Below are 12,648 nucleotides of genomic sequence, written 5' to 3' on the forward strand. Positions count from 1 at the left end.
GCAAAAAGCGAAGCAGAACGATTCTCCGTTTTCCTTCGCTAGTAATTTTTTCTGATTTAACGGTTGATTGAACGCCCGACACGATTGATGGTATGGCGCATACCTCTAATTGCAACCGATGTTTCGAAAATATTTTCGGTCGGTGCCATGCCGCCATAGCCGGCATCACCAATATGCTGCAGATCGACCCCACAAGTTTTGTTGATAATGGCTAATTGACGCAACGTTTCTGGACGCGCGCTTTCTTGACTCGTTCCGATCGCTGACATCGTCAATAAGTCATATTGTTTGGCAATTTGAACAGCGTCGATCAGATCCTTTTCTAGAAAGCCTTGAATCGAGCCAACGGAAGGCAGTAACAAAATATCTGCTCCAGCTTCAGCGTAAGAAATGATGGCTTCTCGATCAACCACAGGTTCATCTGAGCCGGCACTGTGCATTTTTCCAGCGATGATCAACCCAGAGAAATGTTCTTTTGCCAATTTTACTGCTTTAGCGATTTCTCGGTTGGTCACACCCGTTCCAGGATTGCCTGTAAAGCAAAGAAAGTCCACCCCGAGTTCTTGGGCTTTTTTGATGGTGTCAACCGAACTTGTTCGGCCTTGACTGATGCTGATCTTTTCACTCATCATTTCCGTCGTAGCTGGGATCGGCTCAAGATTGATGCCGACAGGTCGTCCAATCAGTTGTTTTAGTTGAGGAATCGGATTTTCAATGGGCTGTGTAGAATCAAGCAGCTGCTCCAATGTGATACCAGGCATCCCAAAAATAGCTGGACGATAACAATCAAAGCCATTCAACAAAATCAAGTCAGCCCCAAAAGCTGCCGCGACTTCTGCGTTGGTGATGTCGCCAGCTTGCGGCATGGTTTGAACCACCGTTTCACAGACGATCACTCGTCCTTCGCTCGCTTTAATAGATTGTTTCAATTCTTGCGCCGACATTTCTTTGATTTCACTATAGTTTGCACTTATCAATCGTTTGACCATGTTTTTCTTCCTTTCTTTTCCTTCTCATCTTGCGAGAAACACGAATAACAGGTAAAATATAGCTATTGTGTTCCCTTAGTTAAATGGATATAACAAGTCCCTCCTAAGGATTAGTTGCTGGTTCGATTCCGGCAGGGAACGTTTTTTGAAGAAAAAGATTCCTTATTATTAAGGAATCTTTTTTTGTTGGAAAGCAAATACCTCTGCCTCGATTTGCTTAGAAATAATCTTCCAGAATCGGCTTTCCGTCTGGTAAGTTTTCCTGAATCATCACTGCAGCTTCCTTCTCCGTTTCCATTTGCTGGAAAAAGACCAAGGAATCAAGGGATTGCGCCTGCAAGAACAGTTGCACAAAACGCTGAATGGACAAGGTTGCTTTTGGCAACTTGGTGTCCGTCGTTTTCATGACCTGATGCTGAGCGTTTTCGATCGTCACTTCATAACACCCATTATTCCATGGGGCATAATCATCCCCTTGAATTTCTATGGCAAAACGACCAGCTTTTTTCAACGTAAATGGATAGCTTGTTAGAAACCCTTCCACATCGACGACTCTTGCCATCATGTCCGGGCGCACTTGGTAGTGAGCCAATGGTTTGGCTGCATTTACTTGCAGGACTTCCCCATCAAACCCTGGTCGATAATGGATCTGCGCTACTGAATCTGCATGGGAAACGATAAACCGATTGAATCCTTGATACGCGTCAGCGGTCAAATAGCCCCACTCTTGAATATCAAAGCGTCCTCCTTCAACAAAGTAGATCAAATACCCTTCAGGAGCGCCCGCTTCATTGCGATAAATCGCAAACGTATACGGTCTGCGCAAAACAAACTTGATTTCTTCCCACCAGGCTTGGCGAATCAGCCCACCTTTTTGATGGCGAGGCAATTGATGATAAATCTCGTGAATGATCGGCTGTGCTTCCTCCCAATTCATGCGTTGAATCCTTCCGTTCACTTTCTTCCCATCGGGCCATTGATGCGCATCAACTTCATAAACGGTGCGTTCAAAGGTATATTCATACCCATATCTGCGATAAAACGCAAAGGAGAAAGGTGCCAGATAGGACAGAACGATTTTTTGTTCATAGCAATCTTTAATGATTTGTTTCATGATCCGATCGATCCGACCTTGGCTGCGATACTCTGGATAAGAAGCCACAAAACCGATCCCTGCCATTGGATAGGTCGTTCCATGAAAATTCACATCAAAAATCGTTGACATGATTTGGCTCGCTAGTTTTCCATCCTCGTCGTAGGAACCATAATTCCAAGAATTTTCCGCAAGCTTGCGATAGCGCTTGATATTTGTTTCATTCAACTCCCACTGAAAGGCATAAGAAACCAATTCCAGTACTTCTTGCGAACCGAATTCGGTCATTTTTTTGACATCTGTCATTCCTTCATCTCCTCTACTTGAAAACACGCAAGAAACGCAAAAAAGGCGTCAGTCGACCCCTTAATATGCTTCTTCCATCATACTCAACATTTTTTTAAATTGCTTGCGTTTGAAATATCCTAGAATGGTGCCTAAGAGCATGTCATTCAATTGCTGCATGAAGCCATGTGATTTCATGGTTTCCGTATAAATGACTTTACTGCTCTTTTCATCAAGCGGCGCTACTTCATAGCGAGCGACAAATTCATTTTTCGTCGTTTCTGTTTTGAATTGATAAACTTGATTTTCAATGATTTCTTCGATCTCTATCTTCGCACGACTCGTAGTAGAAAATTCCTTTACATATTGAAATCCTGCCAGTTGCTTTCTAGAAAGTGTTTTTCCAGTTGCTTTTCGTACGTCAAAGATAACAGAATCCATAATTTGATCGTAAAAGACATTTGCTGGAATCGATAAATCTTTTTCAATTCTCATTAAGACTTCCTCCTATCTGACTCTTCGGCTTTCTTCTTTCCTTTCACGAACAAAAGACTGCCAGAAATAAGCAAGAAAATACCTGTTGTAAAACTGAATATATCTAACTGCTGATTACTTGGATTCATACTGTATAGGACTACGAGTAGACCGATACTACATATAAACAAGCCGTTTTTTATCATTTTCAATCATCCTATCTATTCGTTGATCCACAGAGAACCTACTCAAACACCAACTGCTTGAAAGTATAAAACAGAACCCCAAGGCTGTGCTTTGATCAATTCTTTTGCTTTTTTTGCCGCCGCTTCTGAATCGGAAGCTGTGGTAGTAAAAATAAGTTTAATCCCTTGTTTTTCTTTGAATGTAAAAGAAATTCCATCTTCGTTATATCCTTCAAGTAATTCTTTGATGGCATCTTGCTGCATTGCACTTGCTATTGAAATCATATTCTTTTCCTCCTAAATAATCAATAATAAAAGGAGGAGCTGCTTTACTTCAAGCGAAGCCATAGCAGTTCCTCACAATCTACAGGTCTATTCGCCTAGTTTTGGATCAATTTTATTTGCTGAAATAACGAACGGCGCCCAAATGAAGAATGTAACGACCATACATACCAACGTTACGATTGGGGCACGCCAGTCAGCTCCTGTTGCCAAGAATGATAGCAACATTGGTGGAACGACCCACGTTACTTGTTGTGAAACAGGTGCTACTAAACCAAAGTACGTTGCTAACCAGCCGATTGAAGTGGCTACTAGCGGAGCAATAATGAACGGAATAAACATGATCGCATTCAATACGATTGGCAGACCGAACATTACCGGTTCATTGATGTTGAATACACCAGGTCCGATTGACAATTTTGCAACAGTTAGATAATCCGCACGTTTTGATAGGATCAAAATAGCAATCAGCAATACAATTGTACCACCTGAACCGCCAAACCAAGCAAATGAGTCAAAGGATCCGCGTACCCACATATATGCCTTGCCGTCTTCGATTGCGGCAAGGACCGCGTTTGTCCCAGTTTGTCCTTCATATCCTTTTTGGAAGATATCGATATTGATCAACTGCGCTTGTCCCCAGATACCTTCTAAAACTGGAGCCAGTACGTTTGGACCATGGATTCCGAAGAACCAGAAAATTTGAACAAAAACAGTTACGATCAAAACTGCGCCAAGTCCTTGAGACAAGCCCAGGAATGGTTCTGCAATATATTTTTGGACAAGATCAATAATTAATTGTCCATCAGTTAGTTTACCGACAATAAAGTTAATAATAGCAATGACATATAAGGCGATTGTTGCTGGCAAAATCGCAGCGAACGCTTTCGATACTGCTGGCGGTACTGAATCAGGCATTTTGATAGTGATATCAGCTAACATCAATTTACAGAAAATAATAACTGAAATAGCCCCCATGATCATTACGGTAAAATAAGCGTTTCCGTTTAGATGATCGAGTTTCAACCAACCCCATCCACCTGCTGTAATTGCATCTGCTGTTGCAGACCATCCGGAAGTTGCTGACCCAGCATTGATTTCATCCATCAAAGCTGTTGGAACAGCTGTCGCCACAGAAGTGCTGTATGAAAAAGCAATCCCTTGAATCAGTGTCGCTACCCCAACGATCCCACCTGCGAGATCATTCACTCGATAAGCACGAGCCAGATTATATCCCCAAGAAAAGGCAAATACTAAACCAGCAACAGCCAATGTACCATTCCATACGAAGCCATTGATACTAATAATTTCACGAATAACTGGAATGGTACTGGCATCATAACTCGGCCAGAATTGCGGTGGTAAGTCACGAATGATCGCGTTAATCATTACTGCGATCGAACCAGCCATAGTAGCGGGCATTGTTCCGATAAAGGCATCACGTAATGCAACTAAGTGCTTCTGGGCTCCAATTTTTGCAGCTACAGGGAGAATGTACTTCTCCATCCAACTTGTTAATCCATCCATTCTTAATTCCTCCTATAAGTTCTATTCGTCAAAGAAGATTTTTTGATTCATCGACAATAACTACTTCTATCCGTTCAAAGATTATTCGTTATTTAGACGTCGATAGACATCAATGATTTCTTTCGCTAAATCGGTAAATGCGATTGACGTCATTAGGTGATCTTGTGAATGCACTGTCAACAATGTCACGGTCATATGATTGCCTTGCGCTTCTTGTGTCAATAATCCTGTTTGCGAATGATGCGCTTCCACAAGAGATGCTTCAGCATCTTTGATTTTTTGGTCAGCTAATTCGAAGTCCCCTTCTTTTGCTGCCGCGATTGCTTCCATTGCGTCACTTTTTGCATTACCACCATACATGATCAATCCCATAATGGCTTCCAAATTTTGCTCATCCATCTTTAAAAATCCTCCTTACACTTCGATCCTAAAAATCTTAGTTCATTAATGTTTCTGCTTGTTGCAATACTTTTTCGCCGTTCATCATGCCATAGTCTGCCATGTTGATCACGTCCAAAGGAATGCCTTTTGGTGCTAGTTTTTGTTCAAATTGTGATTTCATGAATCGTACTTGTGGTCCTAATAATAGAACATCGACTGGTTTCGACTCCAAATGTTGGTCGGCTTCTGAAGCTGAAACAGCAAAGATATCTGCTTCCATTCCTTTTGCTTCGGCTGCTTTTTGCATTTTCGTCACCAATAGACTGGTACTCATTCCTGCTGAACAAACAAGCATAATCGTTTTTTTCGCCATCGCGTATCTGCTCCTTTCTGTTGTAAGTTACACTTTACTATAAAGCAAAAAGCGTGCCAAAAAAAAATAAGTCCAGACCTTTATATATCAATGGTCTGAACCAATTTTTCTTTTGCACACTCACGGATTTTTCATTACACACTAATATTGTGTGCGGATTCATCATAACTTTTTATTTCATTTTCTAAGAACATTTGTGTTAAATAGGCGATCTCATCTTCAGAGATTTTGATTTGATAGTTTTTCTCTATCTGCAATAAATGAGTTCGTAACACATCTGTTTCGATACGATAGCGTTTTTGGAAGGCCGCCAAATTGGGGAAGGTACGGGAATGTTCCTTCTTCAATAAACTTTCCACTAGAAAGGCTAAATGAATCACTAAGCCCGCATCAACGGTAGGTTCCACAATCACATGCAATTGATTTTGAATTTGATGAACGATTCGCTGCAGACTTTCGATCAGATGATAGACGGACCCCACATGCGTTAAGGTATTTTCTAATGAACGTACGATTTTTTCAATCGGCACTTCATCTGAAACGATCCGCTTCAGCACATTCAACCGATTGTCATCAAAGACATCATAGGCGGAAAAGAACGGGATATTTTGATAATCGATCTCGACGGTGCCCGCAATGGCTTTGATCTCATATTCTTCTAGCAAGCCATCAATATGTTTCTTGAAGGTTTCTTTTTCAATAAATTGCATTTGGATGATCTCGACTTTTGATTGATCGACGACGGGATAAATTCGTTGATAAAGTTTGGCAGCGACACCTTCTCCAGTAAAGCAAGTGACGATGACTGCTTTTTTATTCCCCTTCGCTTCGCGAACTGTGCGGAACTGTTCTTGCACGATGGTTTCAAAAGAACGCTGAATGTTTTGATAAATGTCTTCTAAACTTCGGCCACTTTCCGCCATTCGCAAAGCCTCTAAGACGATCATCGTACTGACCATCGAGATGGCTTTCGTACGAATCCCGGTCTCTTCGGAAATCAAATTCGCAAATGAATTGAGGGAACCCATATCAGTTAAAAGCAATAAGCCGTTGCTCATCTTTTCCTTATTGTCAGTGACATAGTTCAATAGCTGTTCATACATTTGACCGACTTCCATATCTAAAGACATATTCATCGCTTTGCCGTGGTCAGTTTCAAGCAGCTCTTGTGCCGTCTCCAACATACTGCTGGCAGTCGCCTTGCCGTGCATCAAGACAATGATCTCGACTTTTTCAAGGGGCAGCTGCGAGGGTTGTTTGACTTGAATCGCTAAAAACATACTGATAAAGCCGATCTCATCGAAGGGGATCTCGACATGGCGTTCTTCTTCGATAATGGTCGATAGATCCATTGCCACCTGGAACTCGGATTTCAAGTTTTTTCTGACTGTATTTAAATCTGGATGAACGATCATATGTCCTTCTTTGACACGTTCCAGTGTACTTTGCAGATGCAGTGCAAAGGCAAAGCGGGCTTTTTCACTATAGGTTCGAGACAATCTTTGCCCCGCTAGATCATAAAGAACATTTGTCAGTTTCCAAATGTCTTCTGGAATCAGTTCTTTATGAACGGGATTTTGGATCAATTCTTCGACATACTTTTCAAAGTACGCATCGACATCTTTAGAGATCAAATTTTCCAGATCGACATTGGCTACGCCCGTTTCAATCAGCGAGCTGACTTTTTCTTCGATCTCGTTATACACTTGCATATTCCGTTGTGGATCACGAGACCAGACGACATCTGGGTCGCCAGGTTCAAAACTTAGAAAGTCGCCTTTGCCATCCAAAAACCGATCCAAGCGTTCCGACATTTCTTTGATCTTCAACAAGCCTTTTTGAACTTGCAAGGAGCAGTCGCCTTTTCGAATCAGCAAGTGTTTTTTTCCATAGGTTCGATAATGCAAAAATGCTTTGGCACAGACGAGTTTAAGGTCGCGCTTGATTTGGCCAATGTTGCCTTCTGCATCATAGAGCATAAAGGCCAATATCGCATCTCGTTCGACATCGATTCGTTGATTCAGACGGGTCGCCTCTTGCTTGATAAACAACGAAATGATTTCATACCGTTCATCTAAGGAACGACTTTCCACATTTGGCAAAGTAATAGCCATGGGAATTCGCCGATTGAAGGTCGTTAAAAAGGTTTCTGATGATTCCGTGGTGGCACCGATGATCTGCACGGCGGCTTCATGAACTTGATTACTTTCCCCTAAAGGACGGTAGATCCCTTTATCAATGAAGGTAAAGAGCATTTCTTGGCCTTCTGGCGGCAGTCGATGGATCTCATCTAAGAACAGGATGCCGCCATCGGCTTTTGCCATCAACCCCGGACTATCTTCTGCGGCACCAGTGTAGGCGCCTTTTTTGATGCCAAAGATGTGACCAAACAACAATTGCGGATTTTGTGCATAATCCGCACAGTTAAAGGATACGAATGGGGCATCTTTTTCTAACATATTTGATTCAACCGCAAAATGGTACATACATTCGGCAAATAAGGATTTACCCGTGCCTGTCTCACCAAAAATAATGGTATGGAGTCCTCTAGGTGGATATAAGATCGCCGCTTTGGCTTGCTGGATACTTACTTTCAAGGAAGCTTGGACTCCAACCAGACTTTCAAAACTAACTTCAGAGGAAACATCCACATGGACCGTTTCTTCTAAAGGCTCATAAACAACCGGACGGCCGGAACGTTTGCCGATTTTCTTTTCTTTATAAAGCTCACTGAGATAACGGCTTGCATTGCTGCGATCGATTTGTAAGATTTTAGCGACATCAACTGCGGTCAACCCTTGCTTATGCAGTTCGATCGTTTGAAAAATCTCTTCTTTTCGCGAATTCATTCGATAGCCTCCTCATTTTTTTACACACTAATAATAAACAACGTTAATGGTAACACAAAAAGACGCTCAATGGCGTCTTTTTCCTTTGTCTTTTTGCTTTTTCGTCTTTTTCTTGCTCTTTTTGACAGGAGTGTGTAATTTTTCAGGCGTTTTCTTGGAAATTTTCTGCACACTTGCTGTTTTCGTTTCTTTCTTGCTTTCTTTTTCGACAACAGGTGCTTCTGTGTGTAACTGTCCCCCATGCAGATAGACTTCCTTGAGTTCTATGGACAACTGATTCGCGATTTTTTTCAAATCCTTCAACGAATGGTCTTGAACGATCGTAACGACAGTTCCTTCTTTGCCCATTCTTCCAACGCGTCCTGCGCGGTGTAAATAGGATTCTTTTTCTAAAGGGACTTCTGTATTGATCACGTAAGGCAGATCCACGACATCTAAGCCGCGAGAGGCGACATCGGTCGTCAATAGTTCCACTAGTTTTCCTTGACGAAAGCTCTCTAATGCACCTTTTCGTGCAAGTTTGTTTTGATCAGATGCCAGAGAGGCCACCGGCAAGCCATGAAACAATAGCTTTTCTTCCGCATTCCCCATAGTGCTTAATTCATTGAAGAAAACCAAGGCTTGAAAGTTTGGTAAATGAGCAAAGCGTCTTAAAGCATCCACGATTCGTCGTTGCGGATAGTTCAAATAGTAATGATGGATGACGCCTTTGCTCTGATCTTCTTGGGTCACATCAATGATCAGCGGCTCTTTTGACACGAATGGTCGAATCTCATCGATCACTTCGTTCGCGGTTGCTGAAAAGAAACTACGCTGGATTTGTTTTGGTAATGTTTGATTGATCTTGGCTGCCAGGGTGAAGGCACCCTCTTTCAATAATTGGTCAACCTCATCCAATACCAACGATTGCAGCTGCTGGGTCTTGATTTTTTTGGCTTTGATCAACTCTAACACACGGCCTGGGGTACCGATCAAGACCTCGGGTTTGTCTTTTAGTTTTTCCACTTGGCGTTTTGTACTTGCGCCGCCAATTAGCGGCAGAACGGTCAGCCCAATGGCTTGGGCCCATTCTCGTGCTACTTCTGTGACTTGCATCGCTAATTCTTGTGAAGAAGTCAAAATCAACAGCTGATTGCCTTGCTTTGCTTCGACCTTTGTTAACAGTGGCAAAAGGTATGCCAATGTTTTACCAGAACCGGTCGGTGAGATTCCTATGACAGACGCGCCGTCTTTTAAAGGACCAAAGGTTTTTTCTTGGATCAAGGACGGTGCGTGATAACCAGCCGCTTGCCATTTTTCCTGCCAGACGTCTGGCAATTGTGTCAATTCAAATACTGTCATAAATGTTCCATTCCTTATTTTTTATCTGCATCAAAAATGATGTCGGCCTGCTTACGCATCAACGAGATGGTTTCATTGACACTGCGGGCAAGTTCCACCCATTCCTCATAGCGTTGTCCTTGTTTAGGATCATCTTTGTTTTCAATGATGTCTGCAAAGTCTTGTGCTTCTTCGATCATCGGATTGTCTAAAGCAGCGACTGCTAATGGATGCGTTTGTTTTGTTTGGCGTTCATAAAATGCTGCTTCTTCAATAGCATTGACGGCATTCAAGTCTAATGTCCCGTCTTCAAAATAAATTTCTGATCGTAACTCTGAATCAGCGATTTTGCCTGTTTGGATCGTGACATCAAAATCAGCATAGCGTAGCACAGCAGTCCCGATACCATCTACACCGGTCGGTAATTTGCGCGCAAAATAATGAACGTCCTGCGGTTTACCAAACCAAGCGACCGCCGCATATACTGGATACACACCCAAGTCGGCTAAAGCTCCGCCAGAAAAATGTGGAGAAAAGATATTTGGTTCCTCCCCAGCTAGTACAGCGTCATAACGAGACGAGTATTTCATATAAGAAAAGTTCGCCCCAAGAATGGCACCGCGTGTGGGTAAGAATTCGGCTACGGTTGCAAAACTCGCTTCATGAATGTTGCGAGCTGCTTCAAAGAATAAAACCTGTTGTTGGTTTGCTAGGTCAATGATCTCCGCCATTTCCTCAGGCGTTGAAAAGGCTGGCTTTTCCACAATGACATTTTTTCCTGCCAAAATACCTTGCTTGGCTTGTTCAAAGTGCAAACTGTTCGGAGAAGCGATATAGACCGTGTCCATATGAGCTAAGCCAAAAAAAGTGGCCAAATCGGTCGCATATTCGATGTCCCCATATTTTTCCCCAAAGCGTTGCGCTGTGGCTAATTTCCTTGAGTATACGGCTACCAATTGATACCGTTTGGTTTCGTGGGCTGCTTGTACAAATTGATCGGTGATCCAATTTGTGCCGATAATCCCTAAATGAATCATGTGTTTTCCTTCTTTCTTCTATAGATTGGGGTCGTCAAATTCGACGTTCAAATCAAAAGGGATCGGTTCTTTGACCGCGATCATCCCTTGGTTTACCTGGCAATTATAAGCAAACACTTCGACACCTTTGCTTTGCGCTTCAGCGATCTTATCGGCCAGATCCGGCTGCATCTGTCGATGGATCGTGGCGCTTTGCACCACTTCAAATTGGATCATGAACAAAACCGCCGCATAATAGCCTGCTTCTTTGGCATGGATCAATTCATTGACGTGTTTCAAGCCGCGAATCGTTGGCGCATCTGGGAAGGCGCCGATTTGCTTGTTTTCAAGTGTCATCCCTTTAATTTCTATAAACCCTTTTTCTTGTTCGTCTGTTTCAAAATAAAGATCAAACTTAGACATCCCATAGACGACTTCACGCCGCAAGAGGGCAATTTTCCCTTTGATATTTGGCAACTGGATCGTGCCATCCAAAAGGCCTTCATAGCCTAACAGATTGGGTACTTGACTATCAATATTGATCCATTGGTCTTCTTTCTTGACTGAGATCAAATCGTAATTGGTTTTACGTTTCGGATTGTCCCAATATTGGAGGGTCACGAGTGCCCCTTTGTGCAATAGTTCTTTTCCTCGTCCCGTATTTTTCACATGGACGATCACTTCTTGCCCATCGACTAGACATCGGGCAATGAATCGGTTGTCTCGAACGAGAAACGTGGCTAATAGGGTATTCGGATAATTCATTTTCTCACCTGCTCTTTTGAATCATAGCATATTTTGATAAAAACTTCTAAACTTCAAACTAAAGTACCATGCTTTTTTACCTTCTCATGGTATACTTATGGCAATTATTTTCTAGTGTGCAGAAGCGGGCATCTTGTTCACAAGGTGCAACTAGATGAATCGTAAGTGATAGGACGTGTATAAATGAAGAAAAGGTCTCTATTGATTGGTTTATCTCTAGCAACGGGCGTGGTCAGCTCCTTGCTGTTGCGAAAGGAAAAACAAAAAAATGAAAACCGCCAAAATTTCATTGGAAATTGGCGTTTTACTTCAAAGACAAAAGAAGATGTCATTTTAGAAATTGCCAATGATTATTCATTGACCATCGAAGGCAAACCGTTGCCTGTTTCCATTGTTGAACTGACTCCGATGCGATTAGTGTTACTGGACACATTTGGCTATCATTTAGTCCTGGAACAAAAAGGCTCCGTTATTACTTTATATGATGAAGCAGAAGATTGCCACTATTCTTTGACAAAAATCGCCTAAGGGACATGAGAAGATCGAGTTCATGTTTTCTTCACATTTTCTTCGGTCAATTCTCAGACTTTTTATCAGCATTTCCCGGCAATCCATGCTATCATTAACTTAACAAGTGGTTGAACAAGGTGTTCCGTTGAGTGATGTTTGATCGTTCATAGATTAAGGTGTAGGTTCGATTCCTACCTTCCACATTTATTTTAAACAGAAAGAAGGGATTTTTATGTTAACGACCTTTATTTCACTTTTTTCCATCTTTGCTTTAGCTGCGTTACTAGCTGGGACATTCTTTTTAGCAAAATTGGCCATGCAACAAGAAACGAGAGCAGTGAAAGTTCCCGTCAGAGCCCAAAACCAAAACCCGAGAATCCATTCCAATCGTCGCTAAGTGAAATCGTTTGACCCGATGTCAATTCAGAAAAACTTGTCTTCTTTATTAAATAGGAAGGCAAGTTTTTTTTGCTGTCTGTTGCCCTTAGGTCTTCTAGGTTGTAATGGTTTAACAACGCCCATTCCCCCTTTGAGCGGTCTTCTCGCAATTAAATGCTAAGTTTTCTCTTAGAGTATTGCAACGGCGGATACTCTTTGTT

Annotated in this window: 14 protein-coding genes and 1 tRNA gene; 3 read left to right on the forward strand and 12 right to left on the reverse strand. The window is 42.2% G+C overall.

What is annotated here, in order from left to right:
• Positions 1-56: 56 nt before the first annotated feature.
• Positions 57-989 (reverse strand): DUF7916 family protein, encoded by a 933-nt coding sequence (locus IGI77_RS11645; protein ID WP_438770117.1) that lies wholly within the window; start codon positions 987-989, stop codon positions 57-59.
• A 69-nt stretch (positions 990-1,058) separates the two neighbouring features.
• Between IGI77_RS11645 and IGI77_RS11650 the strand changes: the two genes are divergently transcribed.
• A tRNA-Arg gene (locus IGI77_RS11650) sits at positions 1,059-1,130 on the forward strand.
• Positions 1,131-1,206: 76 nt separating this feature from the next.
• Here the strand turns inward: IGI77_RS11650 and IGI77_RS11655 are convergent.
• From IGI77_RS11655 to sfsA, 11 genes are all read right to left on the reverse strand, one after another.
• Positions 1,207-2,388 carry a GNAT family N-acetyltransferase gene (locus tag IGI77_RS11655; RefSeq protein ID WP_438770119.1) on the reverse strand — a complete coding sequence of 394 codons (1,182 nt, stop codon included), beginning with the start codon at positions 2,386-2,388 and terminating at the stop codon, positions 1,207-1,209.
• 60 nt (positions 2,389-2,448) lie between these two features.
• A complete protein-coding gene (locus IGI77_RS11660; protein WP_015510041.1) occupies positions 2,449-2,862 on the reverse strand; it encodes a DUF3284 domain-containing protein in 414 nt (137 codons plus the stop codon).
• A complete protein-coding gene (locus tag IGI77_RS11665) occupies positions 2,862-3,047 on the reverse strand; it encodes a DUF3188 domain-containing protein (protein WP_428207095.1) in 186 nt (61 codons plus the stop codon). The genes IGI77_RS11660 and IGI77_RS11665 overlap by 1 nt, the downstream gene beginning before the upstream one ends.
• Positions 3,048-3,089: 42 nt before the next feature.
• Positions 3,090-3,311, reverse strand: coding sequence for a hypothetical protein (locus IGI77_RS11670; RefSeq protein WP_010749335.1), 222 nt, complete (start codon positions 3,309-3,311; stop codon positions 3,090-3,092).
• Between the two features lie 87 nt (positions 3,312-3,398).
• On the reverse strand, positions 3,399-4,835 hold the full coding sequence (locus tag IGI77_RS11675; RefSeq protein WP_010749334.1) for a PTS sugar transporter subunit IIC: 1,437 nt from the start codon (positions 4,833-4,835) through the stop codon (positions 3,399-3,401).
• A gap of 81 nt (positions 4,836-4,916) precedes the next feature.
• A complete protein-coding gene (locus IGI77_RS11680) occupies positions 4,917-5,234 on the reverse strand; it encodes a PTS lactose/cellobiose transporter subunit IIA (RefSeq protein WP_005229473.1) in 318 nt (105 codons plus the stop codon).
• A gap of 37 nt (positions 5,235-5,271) precedes the next feature.
• Positions 5,272-5,589 (reverse strand): PTS sugar transporter subunit IIB, encoded by a 318-nt coding sequence (locus IGI77_RS11685; protein WP_005229471.1) that lies wholly within the window; start codon positions 5,587-5,589, stop codon positions 5,272-5,274.
• A gap of 134 nt (positions 5,590-5,723) precedes the next feature.
• Positions 5,724-8,438 (reverse strand): sigma 54-interacting transcriptional regulator, encoded by a 2,715-nt coding sequence (locus IGI77_RS11690; RefSeq protein WP_010749333.1) that lies wholly within the window; start codon positions 8,436-8,438, stop codon positions 5,724-5,726.
• A 66-nt stretch (positions 8,439-8,504) separates the two neighbouring features.
• The gene (locus tag IGI77_RS11695) at positions 8,505-9,779 is read right to left on the reverse strand and encodes a DEAD/DEAH box helicase (RefSeq protein ID WP_311903770.1); all 1,275 of its coding nucleotides are present in this window, start codon (positions 9,777-9,779) and stop codon (positions 8,505-8,507) included.
• A 14-nt stretch (positions 9,780-9,793) separates the two neighbouring features.
• Positions 9,794-10,795: a Gfo/Idh/MocA family protein gene (locus tag IGI77_RS11700; RefSeq protein WP_438770122.1), complete on the reverse strand. Its 1,002-nt coding sequence runs from the start codon at positions 10,793-10,795 to the stop codon at positions 9,794-9,796.
• Positions 10,796-10,813: 18 nt separating this feature from the next.
• On the reverse strand, positions 10,814-11,539 hold the full coding sequence (gene sfsA / locus IGI77_RS11705) for a DNA/RNA nuclease SfsA (RefSeq protein WP_438770124.1): 726 nt from the start codon (positions 11,537-11,539) through the stop codon (positions 10,814-10,816).
• Between the two features lie 183 nt (positions 11,540-11,722).
• Between sfsA and IGI77_RS11710 the strand changes: the two genes are divergently transcribed.
• A complete protein-coding gene (locus tag IGI77_RS11710; protein WP_016610747.1) occupies positions 11,723-12,067 on the forward strand; it encodes a DUF4828 domain-containing protein in 345 nt (114 codons plus the stop codon).
• Positions 12,068-12,281: 214 nt separating this feature from the next.
• Positions 12,282-12,446, forward strand: coding sequence for a hypothetical protein (locus IGI77_RS11715; protein WP_005229460.1), 165 nt, complete (start codon positions 12,282-12,284; stop codon positions 12,444-12,446).
• Positions 12,447-12,648 lie beyond the last annotated feature (202 nt).

This window comes from Enterococcus sp. DIV0213h, from assembly GCF_051711285.1.
Lineage (GTDB): Bacteria > Bacillota > Bacilli > Lactobacillales > Enterococcaceae > Enterococcus_D > Enterococcus_D casseliflavus.